Source organism: Mesorhizobium sp. BR1-1-6 (genome assembly GCF_020165355.1).
In the GTDB taxonomy this organism is placed as follows: domain Bacteria; phylum Pseudomonadota; class Alphaproteobacteria; order Rhizobiales; family Rhizobiaceae; genus Mesorhizobium.
This window is the reverse complement of sequence record NZ_JAIUHZ010000004.1, coordinates 68,149-94,347: the sequence shown is the minus strand read 5'-3', so window position 1 is coordinate 94,347 and position 26,199 is coordinate 68,149. Positions and strand designations below refer to the sequence as shown.

At 64.5% G+C, this 26,199-nt stretch carries 22 protein-coding genes; 15 read left to right on the top strand and 7 right to left on the bottom strand.

What is annotated here, in order from left to right; translation table 11 throughout:
- Positions 1–53: 53 nt before the first annotated feature.
- From LB545_RS10445 to LB545_RS10435, 3 genes are all read left to right on the top strand, one after another.
- The gene (locus LB545_RS10445) at positions 54–2,108 is read left to right on the top strand and encodes a bifunctional aldolase/short-chain dehydrogenase (RefSeq protein WP_224705078.1); all 2,055 of its coding nucleotides are present in this window, start codon (positions 54–56) and stop codon (positions 2,106–2,108) included.
- Between the two features lie 84 nt (positions 2,109–2,192).
- The gene (locus LB545_RS10440) at positions 2,193–2,450 is read left to right on the top strand and encodes a type II toxin-antitoxin system RelB/DinJ family antitoxin (RefSeq protein WP_140497837.1); all 258 of its coding nucleotides are present in this window, start codon (positions 2,193–2,195) and stop codon (positions 2,448–2,450) included.
- Between the two features lie 59 nt (positions 2,451–2,509).
- On the top strand, positions 2,510–2,719 hold the full coding sequence (locus tag LB545_RS10435) for a type II toxin-antitoxin system YafQ family toxin (RefSeq protein WP_404926805.1): 210 nt from the start codon (positions 2,510–2,512) through the stop codon (positions 2,717–2,719).
- Positions 2,720–2,793: 74 nt separating this feature from the next.
- Here LB545_RS10435 and LB545_RS10430 read toward each other — a convergent pair whose 3' ends face one another.
- From LB545_RS10430 to LB545_RS10420, 3 genes are all read right to left on the bottom strand, one after another.
- A complete protein-coding gene (locus tag LB545_RS10430) occupies positions 2,794–3,846 on the bottom strand; it encodes a substrate-binding domain-containing protein (RefSeq protein WP_140555459.1) in 1,053 nt (350 codons plus the stop codon).
- 40 nt (positions 3,847–3,886) lie between these two features.
- Positions 3,887–4,882: an ABC transporter permease gene (locus LB545_RS10425; RefSeq protein WP_140520875.1), complete on the bottom strand. Its 996-nt coding sequence runs from the start codon at positions 4,880–4,882 to the stop codon at positions 3,887–3,889.
- 92 nt (positions 4,883–4,974) lie between these two features.
- A complete protein-coding gene (locus LB545_RS10420; RefSeq protein WP_140520876.1) occupies positions 4,975–6,486 on the bottom strand; it encodes a sugar ABC transporter ATP-binding protein in 1,512 nt (503 codons plus the stop codon).
- Between the two features lie 135 nt (positions 6,487–6,621).
- Here LB545_RS10420 and mtnK point away from each other — a divergent pair, with 135 nt between their 5' ends.
- A complete protein-coding gene (gene mtnK, locus LB545_RS10415) occupies positions 6,622–7,893 on the top strand; it encodes an S-methyl-5-thioribose kinase (protein WP_224680868.1) in 1,272 nt (423 codons plus the stop codon).
- Positions 7,890–8,984 (top strand): S-methyl-5-thioribose-1-phosphate isomerase, encoded by a 1,095-nt coding sequence (gene mtnA, locus LB545_RS10410; protein WP_224704985.1) that lies wholly within the window; start codon positions 7,890–7,892, stop codon positions 8,982–8,984. The genes mtnK and mtnA overlap by 4 nt, the downstream gene beginning before the upstream one ends.
- A gap of 36 nt (positions 8,985–9,020) precedes the next feature.
- On the opposite strand, the gene LB545_RS10405 is transcribed toward mtnA, so the two are convergent.
- The 4 genes from LB545_RS10405 to nanR form a co-directional block, all read right to left on the bottom strand.
- On the bottom strand, positions 9,021–9,821 hold the full coding sequence (locus LB545_RS10405; protein ID WP_140555467.1) for a sugar phosphate isomerase/epimerase family protein: 801 nt from the start codon (positions 9,819–9,821) through the stop codon (positions 9,021–9,023).
- A gap of 57 nt (positions 9,822–9,878) precedes the next feature.
- Positions 9,879–10,724 carry a phosphogluconate dehydrogenase C-terminal domain-containing protein gene (locus LB545_RS10400; RefSeq protein WP_140655663.1) on the bottom strand — a complete coding sequence of 282 codons (846 nt, stop codon included), beginning with the start codon at positions 10,722–10,724 and terminating at the stop codon, positions 9,879–9,881.
- 46 nt (positions 10,725–10,770) lie between these two features.
- Positions 10,771–12,033: a ribulose-bisphosphate carboxylase large subunit family protein gene (locus LB545_RS10395; RefSeq protein ID WP_181169532.1), complete on the bottom strand. Its 1,263-nt coding sequence runs from the start codon at positions 12,031–12,033 to the stop codon at positions 10,771–10,773.
- Positions 12,034–12,137: 104 nt separating this feature from the next.
- Positions 12,138–12,851, bottom strand: a complete 714-nt coding sequence (gene nanR / locus LB545_RS10390) for a transcriptional regulator NanR (RefSeq protein ID WP_140497819.1) — start codon at positions 12,849–12,851, stop codon at positions 12,138–12,140.
- Between the two features lie 360 nt (positions 12,852–13,211).
- On the opposite strand from nanR, the gene LB545_RS10385 reads away from it, so the two are divergent.
- The 10 genes from LB545_RS10385 (at position 13,212) to LB545_RS10340 (ending at position 26,197) form a co-directional block, all read left to right on the top strand.
- Positions 13,212–14,234, top strand: a complete 1,023-nt coding sequence (locus LB545_RS10385; RefSeq protein WP_140520883.1) for an ABC transporter substrate-binding protein — start codon at positions 13,212–13,214, stop codon at positions 14,232–14,234.
- A gap of 74 nt (positions 14,235–14,308) precedes the next feature.
- Positions 14,309–16,792 carry an ATP-binding cassette domain-containing protein gene (locus tag LB545_RS10380; protein WP_224617727.1) on the top strand — a complete coding sequence of 828 codons (2,484 nt, stop codon included), beginning with the start codon at positions 14,309–14,311 and terminating at the stop codon, positions 16,790–16,792.
- A complete protein-coding gene (locus LB545_RS10375; protein WP_140663145.1) occupies positions 16,789–17,853 on the top strand; it encodes an ABC transporter permease in 1,065 nt (354 codons plus the stop codon). Before LB545_RS10380 ends, LB545_RS10375 begins: the two co-directional genes overlap by 4 nt.
- Before the next feature lie 95 nt (positions 17,854–17,948).
- Positions 17,949–18,776: a phosphogluconate dehydrogenase C-terminal domain-containing protein gene (locus LB545_RS10370; RefSeq protein ID WP_140663148.1), complete on the top strand. Its 828-nt coding sequence runs from the start codon at positions 17,949–17,951 to the stop codon at positions 18,774–18,776.
- Positions 18,777–19,052: 276 nt separating this feature from the next.
- A complete protein-coding gene (locus LB545_RS10365; protein ID WP_140497809.1) occupies positions 19,053–19,994 on the top strand; it encodes a D-ribose ABC transporter substrate-binding protein in 942 nt (313 codons plus the stop codon).
- A gap of 78 nt (positions 19,995–20,072) precedes the next feature.
- Positions 20,073–20,717 (top strand): DUF2291 family protein, encoded by a 645-nt coding sequence (locus tag LB545_RS10360; protein ID WP_224704983.1) that lies wholly within the window; start codon positions 20,073–20,075, stop codon positions 20,715–20,717.
- Complete coding sequence (locus LB545_RS10355) at positions 20,714–22,261, top strand: sugar ABC transporter ATP-binding protein (protein ID WP_224704981.1); 1,548 nt, start codon at positions 20,714–20,716, stop codon at positions 22,259–22,261. The genes LB545_RS10360 and LB545_RS10355 overlap by 4 nt, the downstream gene beginning before the upstream one ends.
- Positions 22,261–23,325 (top strand): ABC transporter permease, encoded by a 1,065-nt coding sequence (locus LB545_RS10350; RefSeq protein ID WP_140497803.1) that lies wholly within the window; start codon positions 22,261–22,263, stop codon positions 23,323–23,325. Before LB545_RS10355 ends, LB545_RS10350 begins: the two co-directional genes overlap by 1 nt.
- Positions 23,326–23,327: 2 nt before the next feature.
- Positions 23,328–24,362, top strand: coding sequence for a Gfo/Idh/MocA family protein (locus LB545_RS10345; protein WP_224704979.1), 1,035 nt, complete (start codon positions 23,328–23,330; stop codon positions 24,360–24,362).
- Positions 24,359–26,197 (top strand): hypothetical protein, encoded by a 1,839-nt coding sequence (locus tag LB545_RS10340; RefSeq protein ID WP_140555482.1) that lies wholly within the window; start codon positions 24,359–24,361, stop codon positions 26,195–26,197. The genes LB545_RS10345 and LB545_RS10340 overlap by 4 nt, the downstream gene beginning before the upstream one ends.
- Positions 26,198–26,199 lie beyond the last annotated feature (2 nt).

The following is a 26,199-nucleotide window of genomic DNA, read 5'->3' as shown; positions in this document are numbered from 1 at the left end:
AAGGCGTCGTGGCATTCCTGTTTCACCACTATGACAGCAACTGGACGAAGCTAATGAAGAACCTGTGGAATGACGGCGACGCGGAGAAGATGGTTGCCGACTATGCAAAGAAAGGCGTCGGACGCGATCTCGCGCTGCGCGTCTACACGACGCGCCTGCTGGGCGGCGAACCGCGACTGGTGCTGCATGGCGGCGGCAACACTTCCTGCAAGACCAAGGCGACCGACCTCGTCGGCGACGAATGGGACGTGCTGTGCGTCAAGGGCAGCGGCTGGGACATGGCCGTCATCGAGCCGCAGGGCTTGCCGGCGGTGAAGATGGGCGCGCTCATCAAGGCGCGCGCGCTGAACAAGCTCTCCGACGAGGACATGGTCGCGCTGCAGCGGGCGAACCTCATCGATCCGTCCTCGCCCAATCCTTCGGTCGAGACTTTGCTGCATGCCTTCCTGCCGCACAAATTCGTCGACCACACGCACTCGACCGCCATCCTGGCGATCGTCGACCAGGAGGACAGCAAGCCGCTGGTGAAGACGGTGTTCGGGGCCAAGATGGGTTACGTGCCCTACATCATGCCGGGCTTCGACCTCGCCAAGGCGGCGGCCGATGTTTTCGACGCCGACCCTGATGTGGAAGGACTGATCCTCGACAAGCACGGCATCTTCACCTTCGGCGACGACGCCAAGCAGGCCTACGACCGGATGATCCATTATGTGAATGTCGCCGAGGAGTATGTTGCCAGCCACGCCAAGCCGAGGGCGGCAAAGGCCGCGCTTCCGGCGAAGCTCGCGACGCCGGCTTCCATCGCTCCTATGTTGCGCGGCGCCGTGGCGGTGGCACGCGGCGAAGGCCGCTTCGACCGCATGATCAGCGATTTCCGCACCTCGGATGCGATCGTCGATTTCATCAATTCGGCCGAGATCGCCGACTACGCCGCGCGCGGCGTGTCGACGCCGGACCTGTCGATCCGCATCAAGACCGGGCCGATGGCGGTGCCGGCGCCAGATGCGGACAAGGCCGGCGACTACAAGGCCGTCATCAAGAGCCATGTCGACGCCTTCGCCAAGGAATACCGCGCCTATTTCGAGACCAATGACGCGCTCGACGACGTCAAACGCACCATGCTCGACCCGATGCCGCGGCTGACGCTGGTGCCGGGGCTCGGCATGTTCGGCCATGGCCGCACGCTGAAGGATGCCAGGATCGCTTCCGATGTCGGCGAAATGTGGATCGAGGCCGTGCGTGGCGCCGAGGCGGTCGGCCGTTTTCATCCGCTTTCCAAGGCCGACCTGTTCCCGCTCGAATACTGGTCGCTGGAACAGGCCAAACTCGCCTCCAACAAGCCGAAGCCGCTGACCGGCCAGGTCGTGCTGATCACTGGCGGAGCCGGTGCGATCGGCGCCGCGACAGCCAAGCTTTTCGCCGACAATGGCGCCCATGCGGTGGTCGTCGATCTCGATGGCGAAAAAGCCGCTGATGCGGCCAAGAAAGCGGGCAACAATTCGATCGGCGTCGCCGCCGATATCACCGATCCGGACCAAGTGCGTGCAGCCTTCGACAAGGCGGTCGCCGTGTATGGCGGCGTCGACATAATGGTGTCCAATGCCGGTGCCGCTTGGGAAGGCCGGATCGGCGAACTTGACGACGCGCTGCTGCGCAAGAGCTTCGAGCTCAATTTCTTCGCCCACCAGTCGGTGGCGCAGAACGCGGTGCGCATCATGCTCGAACAGGGTACCGGCGGCGCTCTCCTGTTCAACACCTCCAAGCAGGCGGTCAATCCGGGTCCGAAATTCGGCGCCTACGGCGTGCCGAAGGCGGCGACGCTGTTCCTGTCCAGGCAATATGCACTGGATTACGGCGCGCATGGCATCCGTTCCAACGCCGTCAATGCCGACCGCATCCGCTCCGGGCTGTTGACCGACGCCATGATCGCCAGCCGATCGGGCGCACGCGGCGTGTCGGAAAAAGAGTACATGTCCGGCAATCTGCTCGGCCAGGAGGTGACGGCGCAGGACGTGGCGCAGGCTTTCCTGCACCACGCGCTGGCCGACCGCACAACCGCCGACGTAACGACGGTCGACGGCGGCAATATCGCGGCGGCGCTGCGGTAGCACGGTCACGCACAGCGCAGACGGCAGGCTTGCAAGAACACCCGTTTGTAGCTACATTGTGGCTCAACAGTAAGGAGTCGCAACATGGCTACGGATACGGTTGTCCGCGCTCGAATTGATGCCGCGACAAAGGACCAGGCTACCGAAGCCCTGGCGGCAATGGGACTGTCGGTCTCCGACGCCATTCGCCTGCTGCTGGTCCGCGTCGCCGCCGACAAGGAATTTCCCTTTCCGGTGAAGGTGCCGAACGCAACCACCCAAAAGGCCATGGCCGAATTGGAAAAAGGCAAAGGCAAGCGTTTCGCGTCAGCCGACGAATTGTTCAAGGATTTGGGCATCTGACATGCCGACGCCCGTTCACTCCGGGCAATTCCGCAGGGACGTTAAGCGCATGGAGAAGCGTGGCAAAGACCTCGCTAAATTGCGCGAGTTGTTGGGCCTGCTCATCGCCGGACTGCCGGCGCGTTATAAGGATCACCCCTCTAAAAGGCGACTGGAAAGACTATCGGGATGCGCATGTAGAACCGGATTGGCTCTTGATCTACCGCATTGCCGACGATGAGCTGCGGCTTGCCCGCACCGGCTCCTACTCCGATCTGTTCAACGAATGAAGACAGCAAAAAAGCCGCCTGCAGTTGCTGCAAGCGGCTGTTCCAAGTGTGAGCGAATTGCAATATCGATTGGCCTACTTCGCGTTCGGGTTCGGCATCCAGGCCGGCATCGCGACATCGGCGTGGGCGAACTGCGGCAGCTTGGCCGACAGGTCCTCCATATTCTTGATGTCCTTGTCGAGAAGGTCCTTCTGGGTGATCAGCGTCGGCGGCACGACGACGTTGTGGCCTGGGTCTTCGCCGGCCAGCAGCTGCGCCAGCGCACGCACCGAGACCTGGCCGACGACGGCCGGGTTCGTGGCCGCGGTTGCCGCCCAGGCGCTGTCGGGCTCGCGCATCGCCGCAATGTCGGAGGTCGAGATGTCGGCCGAATAGATCTTGATGTCCTTGTTCAGGCCCGCCTCGTCGACGGCGATCTTCACGCCCTTGGCGAACTCGTCATAGGGAGCAAACATCACCTTGATGTCCGGATGGGCGGTCAGCACCGAGCGCGCCTGGTTGGCGACCGAGTTGGCGATCGGGTTGTCCAGCGTGCCGAACATGGCGACTTCCTTGATGCCCGAGTATTTCTTCTTCACGTCGACCCATGTCTCATTGCGGCGGTCGAGCGGGGCGATGCCCGCGACATAGACATAGCCGGCCTTCCAGCTCTCGCCATTATCCTTGACCGCCTGCTCGAGCGCGAGGCGCGCAAGGTCGCGGTCTGACTGCTCGATCTGCGGGATCTTGGGGTTTTCGACGTTGACGTCGAAAGCGACCACCTTGATGCCGGCGTCGACCGCGCGCTGGGCGGCGTCCTTCATCGATTCCGTCAGGCCGTGCTGGATGATGATACCCTGCACGCCGAGCGCGATGGCCTGGTCGACCATGTCGGCCTGGAGGGCGGCGTCCTGGCGGCTGTCGAGCACGCGCAGGTCGACGCCAAGGGCCTTGGCCTGCGCCTCGACGCCGGACAGATAGGCCTGGAAGAAATCCCCGGTCGAGAGATAGCGCACCAAGGCGATCTTGACGCCTGGCTTGTCGAACGGCGCCGGGCGATCGGCAGCCAGGGCCGTCCCTTGCACCAGCAACGCCGCGCCGGCGAGCCCGAGTGCTGCCTTGCCCAAAAGTCTTCTTGTGATGTTCACGTCGTTTCCTCCACTTGTTGAAATGCAACCCAGCCGAAATCTATGTCCTGCCCCTGCCGGAAAGAGCGAAGGTGAAGACAAGGGCGACGACCAGAACGGCGCCCTTGATGAAATCCTGCGTGTAGTACGGCGCGTTCATCATCGTCAGGCCCTGCAGCAGGACACCGACGAAGACGGCGCCGACAGCCGTGCCGAACGCGTTCGGCTTGGCGGCGCCTAGCACCGCGTAGCCGATGAGCGCCGCGGCGACGGCGTCGAGCAGCAGATTATTACCCGAGGCGATGTCGCCGCGTCCAAGCCGGGCGGCGAGCAAAATACCGCCGATCGAGGCAAAAACTCCTGAAATGATATAGGCCCAGATTTTGTATGCCTTGACAGGCGCGCCGGCGAGTTCGGCGGCGCGCTCATTGGAGCCGACTGCATACATCATGCGGCCGAAGCGGGTGTATTCGAGGAAGAACCAGATCAGCACCGCGAGCACCGCCAGGACGACGACCGAGACCGGAACGAGATTGGGAATGAAGAAGTCGAAGCGGTGGCGGCCGAGCGCCAGGAACGCCTCGCCGAACTTGCCGTTGGCGACCGAGCCATCGGGCATGGTCATGCCGGTGGCGATCGAGCGGCCTTCGGTCGGGATACGCTGCAGGCCGACCAGCAGGAACATCATGCCGAGCGTCGCCAGCAGGTCCGGCACGCGCATATAGACGATCAGCCAACCATTGATGAGCCCAACGATAACGCCGATCAGCAGGCAGACGATGACCGCGATGACAGCGTTCTGCTCCAGCACGACCATGACATAGGCCGCCGCCATCATGGCTGACGTGGCGACCGAGCCGATCGACAGGTCGAAACCCCCAACGACCAGCGTGGCGGTGACACCAAGCGCCAGCACGCCGGTGATGGCGACCGACTGGAAAATGAAGACCGCACTTTGCGGCGAAACGAAACCGTCGGCGGCGATCGCGAAATAAGCGACGAGCCCGAACAACAGGACGATGAAACCGTAGCGGATGGCGTGGTTGCGCTGCGTCATTCAGCGCCCCCACGCGCCGCTGCCGTTTTTACCCAACTCGAACCCATGCTCTCCATTCCAATTGTCATCGTCAGCTCTTCAATTCCAGCCGGTCAAGCCGCGCGGTGCGGCAGCCCGCCGGCCACCTCGGCCAGCAGGCGATCGAGATCGATGTCCGCGTTGCGGTGTTCGCCGACGATGGTCTGCTCCGACATCACCAGGATACGGTCGGCCGTCTCCAGCGCCTCGTCGAGTTCGGTGACGAACAAAAGCGTCGCGCGGCCATTGGCGCTTGCCCTCAGCTTGGCGGCGATGTCGCGCCTCGCCGAGATGTCGACGCCCTGAAACGGCTCATCGAGAATGAACAGGCTTGCATCCTGCGCCATCCAGCGGGCGACCATCACCTTCTGCTGGTTGCCGCCGGACAATGCCGACATCTCGTCCTTCTCGGAGCGGCAGACGATGCCCAGTTCCTGGATCTGCCGGCGCGCCGTGGCGCGTTCGAGGCGGCGCTTGAGCACGCCCAGGTTCGACATCCGCCTCAGGAACGGCAGGCTGACATTGCGCTCGATGTTGAAGCCGCCGACGATGCCGCTGGTGGCGCGATCCTTGGCGATGAGGAAGACGCCGGCGGCGATCGCATCGCCGGCCGAGCGCGGCGCGTAGGGTTTGCCGTTCATCGTCATGGTGCCGGCGATCGGCCTGCGCACGCCGAATAGCGTCTCGGCAAGCGCTGTCTTGCCGACGCCGACCAGCCCGGTGACGGCAACGACCTCGCCGTCGCCAAGGGTCAGCGAGATCGGCCTGGCGCCCTGGGCGATGCGCAGGCCTTCGACGGTCAGCACCGCCTTGGCCGAGTGCCTGGCGACGATCTGGTCGAGGTGGATCTTGCGGCCGAGCATGGCATTGACCGCACCTTCGTAGTCGAGCGGCTTCTTGTCGAAGACGCCGGACACGGCGCCGTCGCGCATCGAGACGATGCGGTCGGCAAGCCGCCTTATGTCGGACATGCGGTGCGAGATATAGAGGATCGCCACGCCTTGCGCGCGCAGCCTGTCGACCAGCGCAAAAAGCCGATCGGCTTCGGCGCTCGATAGCGATGAGGTGGGTTCGTCGAGGATCAGCACTTTCGGCTGATGTGCCAGCGCGCGGGCAATCGCCACCATCTGGCGATCGGCCAGCGAGAGATCGCTGACGCGCGCCTTCAAGTCGATCGCCAGGTCCATGCGGTCGGCAACCGCCTTGGCCTCGCGACGCACACGGACCGGGTTGAAGAGCACCGGGGCGCCACTGCCGCTCAGCCTGTCCAATGTCAGGTTGGTGGCCACGTCAAGGTCGGCGACGACACCGTCATTGATGTTCTGGTGAACGGTGACGACGCCAGCGCGGATCGCTTCCGCCGGTCTTCCCGGCGCAAAGTCCTGGCCGGCCAGGGTCATGGTGCCGCCGTCGCGCTCGTAGACGCCGCTGACGATCTTGACGAGGGTGGATTTGCCGGCGCCGTTGGCGCCCATCAGGACGGTCACTTCACCGGCATGGAGTTCGAGCGAGACGCCGCCAAGCACCTCGTTGCGGCCAAAGGATTTCCTCAGTCCCTCTACGCGGAACACGGCATTGCCGACCATGCGTTCCTCCCTGACGGTGACGCTATGGGCTACATCGGCAATTGTCAACACGATTGACAATTGCCAGAGCGCTACCTAGCTTGGCCCCGCCGCCGTAGCTCCGCTATTATGGGGGGACGAGCAGGAGAGGTGAGGATGATCGGGAAGACGCCGTTCGAAGCACTGTCGGTGGAGACGCTCGCCACGCGGCTCGGCAGCAACGAGGCGCTCATCCAGCGCATCGGCGAGGACACCAGCCGCTGGAAGGTGCGCGAGGTCGGCGATGGCAATCTGAACCTCGTCTTCATCGTCGAGGGTGATAAGGGCGCGGCTGTCGTCAAGCAGGCCCTGCCCTATGTCCGGCTGGTCGGCGACAGCTGGCCGCTGCCGCTGAAGCGTTCCTTCTTCGAATATCACGCGCTGACACGGCAGGAGGCGCGCGCGCCGGGCTCGGTGCCGGCCATCTACCATTTCGACGAGACCCAGGCGCTGATCATCATGGAGTATCTGTCGCCGCACATCATTTTGCGGCGGGCGCTGATCGAGGGCCGGCAATTGCCGAACATCGCCAGGGATATCGGGCTGTTCATGGCCCGCACCCTGTTCCGCGGCTCCGACTTCTCGATGGTGACCAAGGATCGCAAAGCGGATCTGGCGCTGTTCGCCGACAATGTCGAGCTGTGCGACATCACCGAGAATCTGGTGTTCTCCGACCCCTATTTCGACGCCAAGATGAACCGGCACACTTCGCCGCAACTCGACGCCCTGGTCGCCGAGTTGCGCGCCGACCGCGACCTCAAGGTGGAAGCGCAGCGCCTGAAGCATCTTTTCGCCGCCAATGCAGAGACATTGCTGCATGGCGACCTGCATTCCGGCTCGATCATGATCACGGATACAGAGACCAGGATGATCGACCCTGAATTCGCCTTCTACGGGCCGATGGCGTTCGACGTCGGCATGTTGCTCGCCAATTTCTGGATGGCCTTCTTCTCGCAGCGGGGTCATGAGCAGAGCGGCAAGCGCGACGCCATGCGCGCTTATCTGCTCGATGTCACAGCGCAGACATGGTCGGTGTTCCGCACCGAATTCTCGCATCTGTGGCGCACGGAACGCAACGGCATGCTTTATCAAAAGAGCCTGTTCGAGGATCAGGGCGACAGGCTCGGCGCCGAGCAGGCGCTCGACCATGTGCTGCACCAGATCTGGGACGACCTCCTCGGCTTTGCCGGCATCGAGGTGCACCGGCGCATCCTCGGCCTCGCCCACAATGCCGATTTCGAAACCATTGCCGACGAAGACCTGCGCGCCACATGTGAAGCGAGGGCGCTGGAGTTCGGCCGCCACATCGCCGTCAACAGGCGTCATATTCACAGCATCGACGAGGTCAACAACCTGGCCGCGCTAATCGAACAGGAGAACCGCATTTGAACGTCGGCGAGCGCCACTATCGCACCATCTGGCTGAGCGACGATGGGCGCTCGGTGGAGATCATCGACCAGCGCTGGCTGCCGCATGACTTCCGTGTCGTGAAGGTCGACACCGTTAATGGCATCGCCACCGCCATCCGCGACATGTGGGTGCGCGGCGCGCCGCTGATCGGTGTCACCGCTGCCTATGGCGTTGCCATGCAGATGGCGGACGATCCGGCGGATGCCGCGCTCGATGCCGTCTGGGAGACGCTCCACGAGACGCGTCCGACGGCGATCAATCTGCGCTGGGCGCTGGATGAGATGCGGCGGTTCCTGCGGCCGCTGCCGACGGAACAACGCGCCGCAGCCGCCTATCGTCGCGCCAGCGAGATCGCCAACGAGGATGTCGGGCTCAATCGCGCCATCGGCGAGAACGGTCTCGCCATCATCAAGGACATCGCGGCGCGCAAAAAGCCGGGCGAAACCGTCAACATCCTGACCCATTGCAACGCCGGCTGGCTGGCTACCGTCGACTACGGCACGGCCACCGCGCCGATCTACCTGGCAACGGAGGCCGGCATTCCGGTCCATGTCTATGTCGACGAGACGCGGCCGCGCAACCAGGGCGCCCAGTTGACGGCCTGGGAGATGGCCGGCCACGGCGTGCCGCATACGCTGATCGTCGACAATGCCGGCGGCCATCTGATGCAGCGCGGCGCAATCGACATGGTCATCGTCGGCACCGACCGCACGACGGCCGACGGCGACGTCTGCAACAAGATCGGCACCTATTTGAAGGCACTCGCCGCCGCAGACAACGACGTGCCGTTCTATGTCGCGCTGCCTTCGCCGACCATCGACTGGACGGTGGGCGACGGGCTTGCCGAAATCCCGATCGAGGAACGCTCGGGCGACGAGGTTTCGCTGGTGTGGGGCAAGACCGCGAGCGGCGAGATCGCCCAGGTGCGCGTCTCGCCGGAAGCGACGCCCGCGGCAAACCCCGCCTTCGACGTGACGCCGGCGCGGCTGGTCACCGGCCTGATTACCGAACGGGGCGTCGCCAAGGCCTCGCGCGCGAGCCTAAAGGAGATGTTCCCGGAGCGGGGATAGCCGGCTCTCGCAAAGGCCAGGAACCACCTTTCGCGTTCAGAAGGTGCTGCTCTTTGCGATCTCCAGCGAGTTGACGAAATCCAGTGAACGCCGCAGCGCGCTCCGAATGGTGGCCATATCCACCGGCGCGCTCCGCCGTTGGGGATCACGGCGCTGCGGGCGCCGCAGCCGCAATGGCAGTTCGATGCTGACCGGCAGCGTCGCGGGAAGCGTTGCCCAGTACGGTCCGTAGCCCATCGAGCCGTCGCCGATGGCGCAAAATGTCCATCCCTCCCCGGTGCTGACGACATCCTTCAGATGGGCATGCCCAACGGCATCGATGGCATCAGCGATATCTTGCGCCGGCTGCACCGTCTCGTTGCTGTAGGTAAAGACATTTCCGGCGTCGTGGTTCAGGCGCACGTGTCGCGATCCGATGTCCCGAATGAAGCTTGCCCCCATCCGGGCACTGCCGAGCAGATCGCCTTGGCCATGTCCGGGGTTTTCAAGCGCCAGGACGATGCCGACTTCCTCCAGCCTCGGCAGGAGGGCGTCAATCGTTTTGCGGATCGCCGCGCTGTTTCTCGCCGGGCCGGCATTGGTAATCAGGAAGGACGCGCCAAGACCGGCGGCAAAGCCGATGCGGCGGGACAAGGCGTCGACGGCATCGGCCCCCGACAGGTCGAGATGAGCCGACACGGCATTGATCCCCAGCCCGGCATGTTCCGCTGCCTGGCGCAACTTCGCGGCGTGCGCAGCCGCAAACATGCCTTCGTCGAAATCGACATAGCCGCGGATGAAGGCCGGCTCGACATGGAGGGCGCCGGCCGCCGCAATCTCCTCGAGGGCCAATTCCATGGGATAGCCATCGAAGAGCGCGGTCGATACCGAGGTCCGGCGCGGCGAAGGCAGGGCTCAGGCTCCCTTGCCGTAGACGATCAATTCCGAGGCTTCCTTGACCTTGGCAGGAGACAGCGCTTCGCGCCAATCGTCACGGACCACGACGCCCTTGGCGAACCGCATCAGGCGTAGCGCCGCATCGGACGGCACTTTCGGAGAGAAGCCGAACCACATGGCAATCTCGACGTTCAGATGGCCTATCAGGAAGTCCATCGCGGCCTTCCTGGGAATGCCATATTTGCGTTCGCACTCCTCGACAGCCTCGACCATGGTGTCGACGAAGGGCATGGCCACCATTTCGGACAGGCCCGGCTCCAGGATCGCCAATTGTTCGACCGTGACGCGATGGCTGTCGATGATCGGCGACCACATGGCCCTGCACACTTCCTCGCCAAGCGCATAGTGCTCTTCCGGACCTTGCATCAGGGCACAGACGATCGATTGCCTGGCGATGCCGCCATGGTAATCGCGACGCGCGGCCCATTCCGTCTCTTCGCCGAACAGTGGCGGATGGCAGGGATGGCCGACGAAATAGGTGAGATCCGGCCGATCCGCGGGCAAGTCGCCGGCATAGGGCGCTGCCGCATCCAGAATGAGGATCATGGTGCCCGCGGCAAGCATCGGCGAGATCTGCCGCGCCACCTGGCCGATGATATTGTCCGGCAGGGCCATTACCACCACCTTGGCGCCGGGAATGCCCTCGTCCATGGCGACGGCGCCGATATCGGCCTCTCCCAGCCGCTTGCGGCCGGCCTCGCCGATCTCCACGGCGCGGACATCGTAGCCCGCTTCGATCAACTTGCGTGTCACGCGGAAGCCCATCTTCCCTCCGGCCCCAAGCACCGCCACGGATGTCGTCATTTGCTTTCTCTCCCATTTGCCTTGATGGCGCGCCGATGGCGCAGATTCAGCCGAACGCTTGCAGCGCGGCTTCGAGCTCCGGATGCGTGGCGGCATAGTCGCGTGCGGGAATCCCTGCCGCCGCGGCTTCGAAAGCATCATGCAGGCTTCGAACGCCGGCGGCCGGCCCGCCTGGATGCGCCATGATCCCGCCGCCGCAGCAATAGATGAAATCGTCCGAGCCGAGCCTCGTATAAGTCTCGGCTGCCTGCACAGCGGTCTGCCCGGACGAAAACACCGGCATGACCGTATCGGGACGGCCAGCCCGCTCGAACATCGGGGTGAGACAGCCATGGGCCGACGCCATCACCGATTCGTCCGGCTCGCAGAACTTGTTGGACAGCCCGTTGACGTGCATGTGGTCGATGCCCGCCAGACGCCAGAATTTCTGATAGGCGAGATAGCTCATGCCGAGATCGGGAGAGCGGCTGAAGAGGCCCCAGCCGGCCCGATGGCCGTGCAGCGCAACGGCGGAGTGGCGACGCATCTCGATGACGGCGGACAGGCCGACGGAATTCAGGACCAGCATGGCGCAGGTCCCGCCACGGCGCTCGATCAGATCCAGCTGGCGACGCATGGCGTCGATGTCACCGGAAATGTTGGCCGCATACATGACCTTGCGCCCGGTCCTGTCGGCGTGCCTGTCTATCACCGCCATGACCGCTTCGAACCGGTGTTCGAACGGCGAATGCGGAGGGTCTCCCATCAATTCGTCGTCCTTGATAAAATCAAGACCCGCGGCAATCAGCGTGTCGGCCAGGGCTGCCGTCTCCTGCGGGGTAAGACCAACGCTCGGCTTGACGATGGTGCCGATCAGCGGGCGCCCTTCGACGCTTGTCAGGCGACGCGTTCCCTCGACGGCGAAGGCCGGCCCTGGATAGGCATCCGCGAAGGCATCGGGAAAGGTAACGTCGAGGAGACGCATGGCCGAGAAATGATGCAGCTCGAACAGATTGCCGAGAACCGTCGACCAGACCGAAGCCAGCACTGTCCCCGTATTCTCGATGTTCCAGGAAAGGCCCACCTTGGCCCGGTGCGGCCTCACGGTCGCATTTTTTGGCGAGCGCGAGAACGGCAACGCCTCGCTGTCGACCTCGGCAACATCGCTGATGAATTCGACGCGGGCTCCGAACCTGCGCAGCAGCTCCGGCGTTTCTCCGGGTATGGCGCGGAAAGTCCCGCTTGATTGTTCGCCCGCCATCGCAGCCGCGGCAACCTCCAGCGGGTAGCGGGTTTCGATCAGATAGGTGGCGCGGAGGCGACCGGACAATGCAGGCTTCCCGACTGGAATGACGTTCACGGAGTGACCGTTAGCACCAAAAAGAAATCATGTCATCATATGAGTTTTCCCGGGCAAAAAATTTCGGCGGCCGCTCAGCCGGCGCCGCCGCCGGCCAGTTTCGAATAGAGCTCGTTGGCGCGGCCAATGTGGTCGGCCATTGCCGCGCTCGCGCCTTCCGGATCGCCGCCGGCGATTGCCTTGTAGATCCGCTCATGCTCCTCGACCGTCAGCCGCTCGGCGCCTTTCATCGCCACCAGATCCCGCTTGAAACGGGACAGCCATTCGAGCATTCCCTTCGCCACCGCCGCTATCATCGAATTGCCGCTCATCTCCGCAATGACGGCGTGGAACTCCATGTCGGCAGCTACAAACCGGGCTTGGTCGCCCTTTGCCTCGCGCAAATGACGCAAGGTCTCCGCGAGGCGTTCCAAACTCTTGGCCGTAGCGCGCCGCGTGGCTATCCGAACCAGGCCGGTTTCCAGCAAGAGCCTGACTTCCTTGAGTTCTTCAAGCCCGCGAGAGTTCGTCGCCAGCATCATGACCATCGCCGCTGAGACCTGATCGACGATGACATCAGGCGTCGGATTGATGACGCGGGCACGTTCTCCGTGCGAGATCCTGATAAGTCCCATCTGCTGCAGCGACAGCATCGCTTCCCTGATCGAGGGCCGGCCGACGCCGATCATCGTCATTAGTTCCTTTTCCGACGGCAATTGAGAGCCGGGCGGGAATTCGGACGTCGAGATTGCCGCCATCAGCCGGTCAAGCACCTCCACATACAATTTCTTTTTCTGGACCGGCTCCATCTGTCCCTCCCTGGGGTGTTCGCGGAACAATCGATCCCGAGTCGCGTCGGCAGACAAGGGTCGCGCCATCGATTGACATTACATATATGATGACCTAACGTCCGTCTACGGCCGACTTTGGACTGGTCACCAGTTGCTGGAGCAGGCCGGCTCCGTTTGGCCAAGGAAGAACGAAGCTGACGGCCGAGCTTCGTCTCGTCCTTAAATCGAAGGAGGTTTCGGCAATCGAGGTTCCGGTGCCCGCTTGCCTATTTGGTATGCTGGTATAACATGTAGCTGGTATGGCGTCTTTCGGAGGACGTCGTAACGGAATGGCAGAAGGCCGACGTATCGGCCGGTGTTTTTTGGGAGGAAAATATCATGAAGTTTTCAACCGTGGCGGCGCTTGCCGGCGCCGCGCTGGTCAGCGTCTCGGCTGTGCCGGCAATGGCGTCACCGGATGCGCCGGTGATCGCGCTCGCCAACGCCTATTACGGCAACACCTGGCGGCACCAGATGGTGGAGGCTTTCGAAGCCTCGGCCAAGGAAGCCAAGGCGGCCGGCCAGATTGCCGACTACATCGTCATGAACGGCGACGGCTCGGTGGCGCAGCAGAACAGCCAGATCGCCGAGCTGATCCTCAAGAAGGTCGACGTGCTCGCCGTCGATGCCGCATCGGAAACCGCGGTCAACGGGATCATCGAAAAAGCCTGCAAGGCCGGCATCATCGTCGTTTCGTTCGATTCGGTCGCCTCGGCGCCCTGCAACTACCAGCTCAACTTCGACTTCAAGGGCTACAAGGCAGCCCAGGCCGAGGCCGTCTTCAAGATGATCGGCGGCAAGGGCAACGTCATCCAGGTGCGCGGCGTCAAGGGTTCGGCGCCCGACAACGACATGTTCAACGCGCAACAGTCGGTGCTGGCCAAATATCCCGATATCAAGGTTGTCGCCACGGTCTACGGCCAGGCGACCGCGTCGGTCGCACAGGCGGCCATCGCCAACGTGCTGCCCTCGCTGCCGCATGTCGACGCCGTGCTCGCACAAGGCGGCAGCGACGATGTCGGCATCGCCCAGGCGTTCGTCCAGTATGGCGGCGACTATGCCGGCAAGATGCCGATCATCGAAGGCGGCGGCGGCACCGACTTCGTCAAATGGTGGGCCGAGGAGAACGCCAAGAACGGCTACCAGACGGTCTCGATGAACACCACGCCCGGCATTGGCGGCGCCGCGTTCTGGCTCGGCCTGTCGCTGCTCAAGGGCGCCAAGGCACCCAAGATGATGATCATGCCGGTAGCCACCGTCGATGCCGGCAACCTCAAGGAATATGCAAAGCTGCCGGGCGGCCAGATCATCAGCCCCAGCTATTCGCTCGACTGGGTCAAGCAGAACCTGCTGAGCAAGTAAGGTTGGCAATGCCAGGGACCGGGCGCCGCGGAACGGCCGCGCCCGGTCCCTGCCCGTGAAGAAACGGAGGACGAATGTCCCATCTCGCCGTAGCCGCCCCGGAAGGCGCAGCCGCCGCGGTGCTCGCCGATCCGGCCCGGCAGAGCGTTGTTTCGCTTTCCGGGATCACCAAGAGCTTCGGACCGACGCTGGCGAATGCAGAGATCGACCTCGCCGTCTCCGCCGGCGAGATCATCGGGCTGGTCGGCGGCAACGGCGCCGGCAAATCGACGCTGATGCGCATCCTGTGCGGGGCGATGTGGCCGACTCTGGGCTCGATTTCGTTTGCCGGCCAGAATATCGGCTTCGCCGGCTACGACACGGCGGAGGCACAGCGCCGCGGCATCCGCATGGTGCACCAGGAATTGTCGCTGTGCGCCAACCTCTCGGTGGCCGAAAACTTCTTCCTGGAAATTCCGGCGGATGCCGCCAACCGGCCGGGCTGGCGGGCACTCTACAGGGCGCGCGCCCGCTCGGCGCTGGACGCCGTCTTCCCCGTAAACGGCATCGATGTGAATGCCGAAGTCGGCCACCTCTCCATCGCCGAACGGCAAATGGTCGAGATCGCGCGCGCCGCCGCGACACCTGGCGTCAAGCTGATCGTTCTTGACGAGCCGACCTCCTCGCTCGATCTCGATCGCTCGAGACAGTTGCGGGCCTTCATCCGGGAGCGGGCCAAATCCGGCCTCGCCTTCATCTTCATCAGCCACAAGCTTCAGGAAATCATCGACATCGCCACCCAGGTGGTCGTGCTGCGCAATGGACGCACCGCCTGGCGCGGCGATGTGGCCGAGACGTCGATCGGCAGGCTGGTGCAGCTCATGGGGGGCGACGCCAACTCGATCCACCAGCATGGTACCGCCACCACCGGCAGCCGCGAAGCGCTGGTGCGATTGTCCGGGTTCCTGACGGCCGAACTCGGCCGCGACATCGAGATCGGCCGCGGTGAAATCATCGGATTGGCAGGCCTCGAAGGCAGCGGCCAGAAGGAGTTGCTGCACGCAATCTTCAAGCCCGATTCCGGAACGGATGCGGCCGTCGCCAGGAACGGTGAAGCCGGTTTCATCGCGGGCGACCGCCAGAAGGAAGGCGTGTTCCCCTTGTGGAGCGTGCTTGGGAACATCAGCATCGGCGCCCTGGCACGCCGCCCGGCGCTGGGCCTGGTCTCGGACCGCGCCAACCGCGCGGCAGCGGCGGATGCCGCCGGCCGGCTGCGGCTCGACGAAACCCGCTTCGGATCCAACATATTGGAGCTCAGCGGCGGCAACCAGCAGAAGGCGCTCGTCGCCCGGGCGCTCGTCGCCGACACGCCGATCGTCCTGCTCGACGACCCGACACGCGGCGTCGACATCGCCACCAAGCAGGACTTCTACCGCCTCTGCAACGACATTGCGCGAGGCGGGCGCACGCTCATCTGGCACACGACCGAAGATGCCGAACTCCTGGCCTGCGACCGCGTGCTGGTGTTTTCAGGCGGCTGCATCGTCAAGGAACTGGCCGGCGAGGCGATCACGGAATCAGCCGTCGTTGGAGCGTCCTTTGCCCAGCAGACGGACAAAGCCGCCAGTGCGGGACGCAGCGGCGCTGCCGGCGCCGGGCTTGCCCGCAGGCTGGTGAATGCTGCCCCCTTCATCGGCCTCGCCGCCGTGCTGGCGGTGATGATCTCGGCCAATCCGGCGGTCGCCTCCATTTTCGGGCTCGACCTCTTGCTGATGCCGGCGCTGTCGCTGGTACTGGTGACCGCGGCGCAGATGTTCATCGTCGGCGGCAGCGAGATCGACCTCGGCGTCGGCGCGTTCGCGGGGCTCGTCAGCGTGCTCAGCGCCACGCTGCTCTACGACCAGCCGTGGCTCGGCGCGCTGGCGCTGGCTGCGGCGATCGCCGCCTATGCCGGCCTCGGCGGCCTGATCCAGGCGCGCAAGATCCCGGCCATCGTCGTCACGCTGGGCGCGTCCTTCATCTGGGTCGGGATAGGCTATGCGCTGCAGCCGACGCCGGGCGGCGCCAGCCCCGAATGGCTGTCGGCAATGTTCAACTGGTCGCTCGGCTTCGTGCCAACCTCGATCATCCTCATCGCCGCGGTGGCAATCGTGGTGTTCGTGATCGACCGGCTGCCGCTCGGCGTGGTGCTGCGCGGTTTCGGCAACAATCCGACCGCGATGATCCGTTCCGGCTGGTCGCCGACGCGCTACGCGCTGGTGCGCTACCTCGTCGCCGGGCTGTTCGCCGCCGCCGCCGGCCTGTCGCTGACGGCGATCAATACGGCGAGCGACATCAATTCCGGCAATTCATTCACCCTGCTCAGCGTCGCCGCCGTGGTGATGGGCGGCTGTTCGCTGTTGGGCGGCGTCATCTCGCCGGTCGGCGCCGTCGCCGGCGCGGTCACGCTGGCGTTGATCGGCGCCCTGCTCGGCACGCTGAGCGTGAGCAGCGACTTCAATGCGGCGACGCAGGGATTGATCCTCATCGCCCTGCTGACCTTGCGCAGCCTGACCGCGGACCGCAGGAGCGAACAATGAACGCGCTTGCCGCCTTCAGCCCTTGGGCGCAGAAAAACCGCTGGATCTGGTCGGCGATCGGGGTGCTGCTGCTCTGGCTGGTGCTGTCCATCGTCACCAACCGCTTCAGCCTCTCCAGCCTGTCGGGCATCGTTCTGTCGGCCTCGTTCCTAACGGTCGTCGGCATCGGCCAGATGTTCGTCGTCACCACCGGGCGCGGCAATATCGACCTTTCCGTGGCCTCGGTGATCACGCTCAGCGCCTTCGTGGCGCTGCTGACCATCAAGGGCCAGGACGCCAACCTCGCCGTCGGCGTCGGCGCCGCGATCCTGCTCGGCCTTGCGGTCGGCGCTCTCAACGCGCTGCTCGTCGTCGGGCTGAACATACCGGCCATCATCGCCACGCTGGCGACGGGCTATGTGCTGGCAACCGCAACGCTGCTGTCGAACCGCGCGATATCGGGCTTCGCCGTCAGTCCGCTGTTGAAGACGCTGGCGACGGGCCGTGTCGCGGGCGTGCCGATCATGGCAGTCATCGCCATCCTGGGCGTCGCCGCAACGTCGTTCGTGCTACGCTATACCGTTTACGGACAACTGCTCTCGGCAGTCGGCCAGAACCGCGCGGCGGCGCGACTAGCAGCGATCCGCAACAACCGGGTCATCGCCTCGGCCTTCATCATCTCCTCGGTGCTGGCCTCGCTCAACGGGCTGCTGCTGGGTGCCTATATCGGCGGCGCCTTTCTTGAAATGGGCCAGCCCTATCTCCTGCAATCCATCGCCGCGGTGGTGCTGGGCGGGACACTGATCTTCGGCGGCTCCGCGACGGCGCTCGGCACATTGTTCGCCAGCATCCTTTTGATCCTCATCGTCACGACCATGCAGATCATCGGCCTGCCGCCCGGCGCGCAGGACATCGTCCAGGGCATCGTGGTCATTTTCGTTCTGGCACTGGCCGGCCGGCAGGTGCTGTCGCGGCGCGCCGCCGTCGACCCCGCCGCCCTCGACCCCGCCGCCCTCGAGAGCGCAGCCGGCGACGGCACGGCGAAACCTAAGGCGGGCGCTGCGGCAATCAGGCCGCAGTGACAATGATTTCTCTTGCCAAGATGGTAGAGTGATCATACCAGTATATAAGGTGACGATTGGCGAGACCATCGTTCAATATTTAGGAGCAAGGCTAGATGACGACGATCGCGCTGTTCGGTGCCGGCGGCAAAATGGGTTACCGCCTTTCGACCAATTTCCGCGGCTCGCCCTATACGATCCGCCATGTCGAGGTCAGCGAGGCCGGGCGCGAGCGGCTGAAGACCGGGCTGGGCTTCGATACGGTCGGTGCCGACGAGGCGCTGGAAGGCGCCGAGGTGGTGATCCTGGCGGTTCCGGACACCCATATCGGCAAGGTCGCGGCAAGCATCGAAAGCAAGCTTGCGCCGGGCACGATGGTGATCGTTCTCGATGCCGCGGCGCCGTTTGCCGGCCATTTGCCTGATCGTCCCGACCTGACCTACTTCGTCACCCACCCCTGCCATCCGCCGATCTTCAACGACGAAACCGACATGGCGGCCAAGAAGGATTATTTCGGCGGCGTCAAGGCCAAGCAGCACATGGTCAGCGCACTGATGCAGGGACCGGAAGCGGACTACGCCAAGGGCGAGGCCATCGCCAAGATCATCTGGGCGCCGGTGATGCGCTCGCACCGCGTTTCCGTCGAGCAGATGGCGCTGCTCGAGCCCGGCCTTTCTGAGACCGTGTGCGCCTCGCTGCTGGTGGTGATGAAGGAAGCTGTCGACGAGGTCGTGGCGCGCGGCGTCGACCAGCAGGCGGCCCTCGATTTCCTGCTCGGCCACATGAATGTGCTCGGCGCCGTAATCTTCGGCGAAACCAAGGGCGTGTTCTCCGACGCCTGCAACAAGGCCATCGAATTCGGCAAGCCGGTGCTGATGCGCGACGACTGGAAGCGGGTCTTCGAACCGGAAGAGATCGCAGCCAGCATCCAGCGGATTACCTGAGCGGGCCGCCGCTTAGATACAGATCACCTGAATTAGTGGTTGACTCATTATACCAGTTAGCTTTAGCTGTTCCCGGACTCGGATCGGTCATGCTTCGTTGGAAGTTTAAAGTTGATGCGAGTGGAGGACGGCGGGAGCGGAGCGAGGAGCAGTTCGGATGACAGCCGGCGATCGGCTCTGAAATCCGGGCGGCGCACTGCCGGCCCTGCCTGACGAATTCAATAGTAGATAGAGGCCTCGAAACGATCGAGGCATGGGTTTCAACGGGAGGACTTCATGAAACTGACACGCAGAATGACGCTTGCCGCCTTCGCAGGCGTGCTGGCACTCGGCACGGCGATGCCCGCCTACGCGGCGGATCTCATCGCCATCATCACCCCATCGCACGACAATCCATTCTTCAAGGCGGAAGCCGTCGGCGCCGAAGCCAAGGCCAAGGAATTGGGCTACGAGGCGCTGGTGCTGGTCCATGACGACGACGCCAACAAGCAGTCCGAGCTGATCGACACTGCGATCGGCCGCGGCGCAAAGGCGATCATCCTCGACAATGCCGGCGCCGACGCCACCGTCGCCGCCGTACAGAAGGCCAAGGACGCCGGCGTCCCCTCCTTCCTCATCGACCGCGAGATCAACGCCACCGGCGTCGCGGTGGCTCAGATCGTCTCCAACAACTACCAGGGCGCCCAGCTCGGCGCGCAGGAATTCGTCAAGCTGATGGGCGAGAAGGGTAATTTCGTGGAGCTGGTCGGCAAGGAATCCGACACCAATGCCGGCATCCGCTCCAAGGGCTATCACGACGTCATCGACGACTATCCGGACCTGAAGATGGTCGCGCAGCAGTCGGCCAATTGGAGCCAGACCGAGGCCTATTCCAAGATGGAATCGATCCTGCAGGCCAATCCTGACATCAAGGGCGTCATCTCCGGCAACGACACGATGGCGATGGGCGCCTATGCGGCGCTTGCCGCGGCCGGCCGCAAGGACGTCATCGTCGTCGGCTTCGACGGATCGAACGACGTGCGCGATTCCATCACCTCGGGCGGCATTAAGGCGACGGTGCTGCAGCCTGCCTACGCACAGGCGCAGATGGCGGTCGAACAGGCCAACGACTTCATCAAGAACAAGAAGTCGCCCGAGAAGGAAAAGCAGCTGATGGACTGCGTGCTCATCAATGGCGACAATGCCGCCAAGCTGGAAACCTTCGCGCTCAAGAACTGAGCCGGCGCAACGCGAACAGCGGGGGGGCGAACCGAGGTTCGTCCCTCACTCCTTTTCACCAGGATGCCCTTGACCGCCATGGAGAAAAAGCCGAGTTGGCCGATCCTTGCCCTGACCGCCGGCATCGCGCTCAGCGCCTGCAAGATCCTTCCGACGCCATCGGCGCAAGGCGACGGCAATGCCTCCGCCTTCAACCCTGACGAGATAGTCGAGGACATCTGGGCGGCGAAAGTCATTCCCTATCTGCAGCAGAAGGCTGGACCGTTCGCCGAGGTCCATGCGCTGGCAAAGACCGATCCGGCCGCGGCCGGCGCCAAATACGGCAATCCGAAGAAGCAGGCGAATTCGCCATGGACGTTCGCCGTGCGCGTCGAGGGCAAGATCGTCGCGGCAAACACGCAGTCGCGCGCGGCCACCATCGATGTCGACGCCGACGGTGACGGCAAGGCGGACGCGCGCGTCCAGATTGGGCCGGCGATGCGCGGCACGGCACTGCGCGACAGCCTCGACTTCGTCCAGTTCAACGACTTCACCAACCAGATCGACTTCGCCCAGTTCGGCAAGGCTTTCAATGCCCATGCCGCCAAGACGGTGCTCTCCAAGCTGCCGCGCGAGGCGCTGGAAGGCCGCACCGCCAAGGTGCTCGGCGCCTATACGATCGAAGGCGGCCAGGACCTGCCGCTGGTGACGCCGGCGGAGGCCGAGATCGGGCCGAAGCCATGAGCCAGGCCAATGGCCATGACGTCATCCTCAAGCTGGAGGATGTCTCGAAAGTCTATGCCGGCACGGTCGCGGTCAAGCAGGCGAATTTCGAAGTGCGCAAGGGCGCGGTCAACGTGCTGGTCGGCGAAAACGGCGCCGGCAAGTCGACGCTGATGAAGATCATCGCCGGCGTCGAGCAGCCGACCTTAGGGCGCATCTTGCTCGAAGGCGAAGAGGTTTCGTTCTCGTCGTCGGGAGACGCGGTCGACCGCGGCATCGGCATGGTGTTCCAGGAGCTGAACCTGTTCGGCAACCTGTCGGTCGCCGAGAACATCTTCGCCACGCGCGAGATCACCAACCGCTTCCGCAAGATCGACCGCAAGGCACAGGAGCAGCGGGCCGGCGAATTCCTGGAGCGGCTGGAAGCCGGCATCCGGCCCGACATGCTGGTCGAGGATCTGCGCATCGGCCAGCAGCAACTGGTCGAGATCGCCAAGGCGGTTTCGCTCGACGCCAAGATCCTCATCATGGACGAGCCGACCTCGGCGCTGAGCGCTGCCGAAGTCGAGATCCTGTTCAAGGTGATCGCCGACCTCAAGGCGCGCGGCGTCGCCATCGTCTACATCTCCCACCGGCTGGAGGAACTGATCCGCATCGGCGACTACATCACCGTGCTGCGCGACGGCCGCATCACCGGCCAGGAGGAGATGAAAAACGTCGATACGCAGTGGATCGTGCGGCAGATGATCGGCTCGGACGCCAAGGACTTCGCCAAGGCCGACGGCCATGTGCCGGGCGCGGAAATCTTCCGCGCCGAGGAGATCTGCCTGCCACGCGTCACCGGCGGGCTGGCGGTCGACCACGTCTCGCTGTCGCTGCGCGCCGGCGAGATTCTCGGCATATACGGGTTGATGGGCGCGGGGCGCAGCGAGCTGTTCGACTGCATCATGGGCCGTCACGGCCATGCCAGCGGCAGGATCTTCATCGCCGGAAAGCAGGTGAAGGAGCGCGACACGACGCGCCGCATCCAGCGAGGCCTGGCCTTGATCCCAGAGGACCGCCAGCGCGAGGGCCTGGTGTCGATCCTGTCGGTCGCCAGCAACCTGACGATGGCGAGCCTGTCGCGCTTCGTGCGCCTGTTTCACATCCGCGGCGGTGCCGAGCGGCAAGCCGTGATGCAGATGGTGCGGGAACTCGCAATCAAGGTCGCCGACCCGGCGCAGGAGGTCTCGTCGCTGTCGGGCGGCAACCAACAGAAGGTGGTGATCGGCAAGGCGCTGCTCACCGGACCGAAAGTGCTTCTGATGGACGAGCCCAGCCGCGGCATCGATGTCGGCGCCAAGGCCGATGTCTTCCGCACCATGCGCAAGCTTTCGCGCGACGGGCTGGGCATCCTGTTCGCCACCTCGGACCTCGACGAGGTGATGGCGCTGTCCGACCGCATCGCGGTGATGAGCAATGGCAGATTGACCGGCATATTCGACCGCGCCGAAGCGACGGAGGCGGCGATCGTCGCCGCGTCGGCGCTGGGCCACGGACCGGCCGCACATGGGGAGCAACGCTGATGACTGACATTCCGGCCAAGGCTGCCGCTTCCTCCGCCTCCAGCGGCTCGGCGCTGCTGACGCTGATGAAGCTCAGAACCTTCATTGCGCTGATCGCCGTGCTGGTGTTCTTCTCGATCGCGGCGCCGAACTTCCTGTCGGCCGCCAATCTGATCCTGATGGCCAAGCACGTGGCGCTCAATGCCTTTCTCGCCATGGGCATGACCTTCGTCATCATCACCGGCGGCATCGACCTTTCGGTTGGCTCGATCGTCGGCCTGTGCGGCATGGTGGCCGGCTACCTCGTGCTCAACGGCATCGACCTGCAGATCGGCTACACCATCTATTTCAATGTCGTCGAGATCGCCTTGATCACGCTCGCGGTCGGCATGCTGATCGGCGCCGTCAACGGGCTGCTGATCACCAGGCTCAACGTCGCGCCCTTCATCGCCACGCTCGGCGTGCTCTATGTGGCGCGCGGCTTCGCGCTGCTTTCCTCCGACGGCCGCACTTTCCCCAATCTCGTCGGCAAGCCGGAACTCGGCACCACCGGCTTCGGCTTCCTGGGTGCCGGCCGGCTGCTCGGCCTGCCGGTCTCGATCTGGATCCTGATCGTGGTGGCGCTGGGGGCAGCCTATCTCGCCCGCTACACGCCGCTTGGCCGCCACATCTTCGCCGTCGGCGGCAATGAGCGCGCCGCGCGCATCTCGGGCGTGCGCGTTAATATGGTCAAGATGTTCGTCTACATGTTCTCCGGCTTCTGCGCGGCAATCGTCGGGCTGATCATCTCGTCGGAGCTGATGGCCTCGCATCCGGCGACGGGCGAGAGCTTTGAGCTCAACGCCATCGCCGCGGCGGTGCTTGGCGGCACTTCGATGTCGGGCGGCCGCGGCACGATCGGCGGCACCATCGTCGGCGCCTTCGTCATCGGCATCCTTTCGGACGGGCTGGTGATGATGGGCGTGAGCTCGTTCTGGCAGATGGTGATCAAGGGCCTCGTCATCATCGTCGCCGTCGTCGTCGACCAGGCGCAGCGCCGGCTGCAGCAGCGCGTTACCCTGATGCAGATGGCAAAGGCGGGCTGAGCATGGCGGAGTTGCGTGGAGCGCTGATCGGTTGCGGCTTCTTCGCCGTCAACCAGATGCATGCCTGGCGCGACATAGAGGGCGCCTCGATCGTCGCCATCTGCGACCGCGATCCGGAGCGGTTGCGGATCGTCGGCGACCAGTTCGGCGTGGTGCGGCGCTACAACGATGCGGCGGAACTTTTCGCCGCCGAGACCCTCGACTTCGTCGACATCGCCACCACTGTCGGCAGCCATCGACCGCTGGTCGAGATGGCGGCAGCGCATGGCGTTCCCGTCATCTGCCAGAAGCCGTTCGCGCCGACGCTTAGCGATGCCAAGGCGATGGTCGCGGCCTGCGCCAAAGCCGGCGTGCCGCTGATGGTGCATGAGAACTTCCGCTGGCAGTCGCCGATCCAGGCGGTGCGCGCTGTGCTCGACAGAGGCGAGATCGGCACGCCGTTCTTCGGCCGCATCTCCTTCCGCTCCGGCTACGACGTGTTTTCCGGCCAGCCCTATCTGGCAACGGGAAAACGCTTCATCATCGAGGACCTCGGCATCCACATCCTCGACATCGCCCGCTTCCTGCTCGGCGACGTCACGAGCCTGACCGCGCGGACCACACGCATCAACCCCGCCATCGCCGGCGAGGATGTGGCGACGATGCTCATGGATCATGCCGGCGGCGCCACGTCGGTTGTCGATTGCAGCTATGCGACGAAGCTTGCCACCGAGCCGTTCCCGGAAACACTTATCGAACTCGACGGCGTCGACGGCACGATCCGGCTGGCGCAGGGCTACCGGCTGACCGTCACCGGCAAGAGCGGAACCAGAGTGAGCGATGTCTCGCCGCCGCTCCTGCCCTGGGCCTCGCGGCCATGGCACAACATCCAGGAAAGCGTGCTGGCCATCCAGCGGCACTGGGTCGACTGCCTTGTCGGCGGCAAGGAGCCGGCGACCTCGGGCGCCGACAATCTGAAGACATTCGCCCTGGTCGAGGCCGCCTATGCGGGTGCTGCGAGCCGCGAACCGGTGCAGATCGAAGCCTTGCTGCAATGACGGCCGACGTGTTCGATCTTTACGGCACACGGGCGGCCGAAGCGGCACCGATCCTGCTGCAGGCGGGCGCGCTGAGTGCCGAGCTGGTCAATGGCAATCTGCGCACAATCCGGCATGCCGGCACCGAAGTGCTGCGCGCCATCGCCTATATCGTACGCGACCGCGACTGGGGCACTTATGAGCCGGAGCTCACGGACCTGACCATCGACCAGAAGGTCGACCGTTTCTCGGTAAGCTATGAGGCGAATTGCACCGGCCCGGGCGGCAGCAGCCTGCGCTTCCACGCGACGATCGAAGGCTCCGCCGACGGCAGGCTGGTCTTCGATGTGACAACGCTGCCGGAGAGCGATTTCGAGACCAACCGCTGCGGCTTCTGCATCCTGCATCCGATCGCCGGCCTCGCCGGCAGCCCGGTGACGGTGGAGCACACCGATGGCAGGGTGGTGGACACGGAACTGCCTGATCTGATCGACCCATGGCAGCCCTTCAAGGACCTGCGTGCCATCACCCATGCAGTGCGTCCCGGCGTCAGCGCCGAATGCAGGATGGAAGGCGATACTTTCGAAATGGAGGACCAGCGCAACTGGTCGGACGCCTCCTACAAGACCTATGTGCGGCCGCTGGCCTTGCCGTGGCCCTATGTGCTGCCGGCCGGCGAACCGCTGCGCCAGACGGTGAGCCTGCGCCTCACCGGCGGCGCCGGGATGCCCGCCGCGACCGCGAGTGCCGAACCGGTCCGCATCGAACTCGGCGAGACCGGGCCGAGGCTGCCCGATGTCGGCGTGATCGTCTATCCCGAGGACGTAGAGGCAACGCTGGCCGAACTGCCGATGCTCGCAAGGCTCGGTCCGCAGCAACTCCTGTTCCACTTCGATCCGACGCGCGGCCACGGCCTGGACGCGCTGCGCGCCCATGCCCGGCTCGCCGCGGCGCATCCCGCCTCGACCACGCTCGAATGCGTGGTGGCCTGCACGGGCGACCTCGATGCCGAATTCTCCGATGTCGCCGATATGGTGCGCCGGGTCGGCCTGCGGCTCGATGCGGTTGCCGTCTCGCCTTCGGTCGACCGCCAGTCGACGCCGCCGGGCAGCGCCTGGCCGGCATGCCCGCCGCTGGAAGAAATCTATGCCGCGGCGCGGCGCGCCTTTCCCGGGATCCGCCTCGGCGGCGGCATGTTCAGCTATTTCACCGAGCTCAACCGTAAGCGCGTGCCCGCCGACCAACTCGATTTCGTCACGCACTGCACCTGTCCGATCGTTCACGCCGCCGACGATCTCAGCGTCATGCAATCGCTGGAGGCGCTGCCCTTCATCACCCGGTCGACACGGGCGATCTTCGGCGACAAGCCTTACCGGATCGGCCCGTCGACCATTGCCATGCGACAGAACCCCTATGGCGGCGCGACCAAGGACAATTTTGCCGGCCAACGCATTGCCATGGCGAACCGTGATCCCCGCCATGCCGCGCAGTTTGCCGCCGCCTGGACCATTGGCTATGCCGCGCGCGTCGCGCCGGCCGGGCTGGAGATGCTGACACTGTCCAGCATCACCGGACCATTCGGCGTGCTGGCCGCATCCGGCGAACCTGTCGCCGAGGGATCGCCGCGGCCGATTTTCCGGGCCGTCCAAGGGCTTTGCGAACTGGCTGGGCTCGCGCATGTTGCCGCGAAAACAAGCGACGAGACGCGTGTTGCGGCGCTGGCCGGTCGCGCCGCCTCAGGCGACATTGTCGTCTGGCTGGCGAACCTGACGGCGAACGACGTCCCGGTTGATGTTTCGGCACTGGGTCAGGGCCATCTTACGATGTCGCCCTACGCCATTGTCCGGGTTGGCTAGAG

Coding starts and splice junctions, on each gene's coding strand:
- LB545_RS10445 (WP_224705078.1), top strand. CDS start 54: ATGAAGAACCTGTGGAATGACGGCGACGCGGAGAAGATGGTTGCCGAC.
- LB545_RS10340 (WP_140555482.1), top strand. CDS start 24,359: ATGACGGCCGACGTGTTCGATCTTTACGGCACACGGGCGGCCGAAGCG.
- LB545_RS10385 (WP_140520883.1), top strand. CDS start 13,212: ATGAAGTTTTCAACCGTGGCGGCGCTTGCCGGCGCCGCGCTGGTCAGC.
- LB545_RS10370 (WP_140663148.1), top strand. CDS start 17,949: ATGACGACGATCGCGCTGTTCGGTGCCGGCGGCAAAATGGGTTACCGC.
- mtnK (WP_224680868.1), top strand. CDS start 6,622: ATGATCGGGAAGACGCCGTTCGAAGCACTGTCGGTGGAGACGCTCGCC.
- LB545_RS10355 (WP_224704981.1), top strand. CDS start 20,714: ATGAGCCAGGCCAATGGCCATGACGTCATCCTCAAGCTGGAGGATGTC.
- LB545_RS10420 (WP_140520876.1), bottom strand. CDS start 6,486: ATGGTCGGCAATGCCGTGTTCCGCGTAGAGGGACTGAGGAAATCCTTT.
- nanR (WP_140497819.1), bottom strand. CDS start 12,851: ATGGAGCCGGTCCAGAAAAAGAAATTGTATGTGGAGGTGCTTGACCGG.
- LB545_RS10350 (WP_140497803.1), top strand. CDS start 22,261: ATGACTGACATTCCGGCCAAGGCTGCCGCTTCCTCCGCCTCCAGCGGC.
- LB545_RS10375 (WP_140663145.1), top strand. CDS start 16,789: ATGAACGCGCTTGCCGCCTTCAGCCCTTGGGCGCAGAAAAACCGCTGG.
- LB545_RS10405 (WP_140555467.1), bottom strand. CDS start 9,821: ATGGAATTGGCCCTCGAGGAGATTGCGGCGGCCGGCGCCCTCCATGTC.
- LB545_RS10400 (WP_140655663.1), bottom strand. CDS start 10,724: ATGACGACATCCGTGGCGGTGCTTGGGGCCGGAGGGAAGATGGGCTTC.
- LB545_RS10360 (WP_224704983.1), top strand. CDS start 20,073: ATGGAGAAAAAGCCGAGTTGGCCGATCCTTGCCCTGACCGCCGGCATC.
- LB545_RS10345 (WP_224704979.1), top strand. CDS start 23,328: ATGGCGGAGTTGCGTGGAGCGCTGATCGGTTGCGGCTTCTTCGCCGTC.
- LB545_RS10365 (WP_140497809.1), top strand. CDS start 19,053: ATGAAACTGACACGCAGAATGACGCTTGCCGCCTTCGCAGGCGTGCTG.
- LB545_RS10440 (WP_140497837.1), top strand. CDS start 2,193: ATGGCTACGGATACGGTTGTCCGCGCTCGAATTGATGCCGCGACAAAG.
- LB545_RS10425 (WP_140520875.1), bottom strand. CDS start 4,882: ATGACGCAGCGCAACCACGCCATCCGCTACGGTTTCATCGTCCTGTTG.
- LB545_RS10380 (WP_224617727.1), top strand. CDS start 14,309: ATGTCCCATCTCGCCGTAGCCGCCCCGGAAGGCGCAGCCGCCGCGGTG.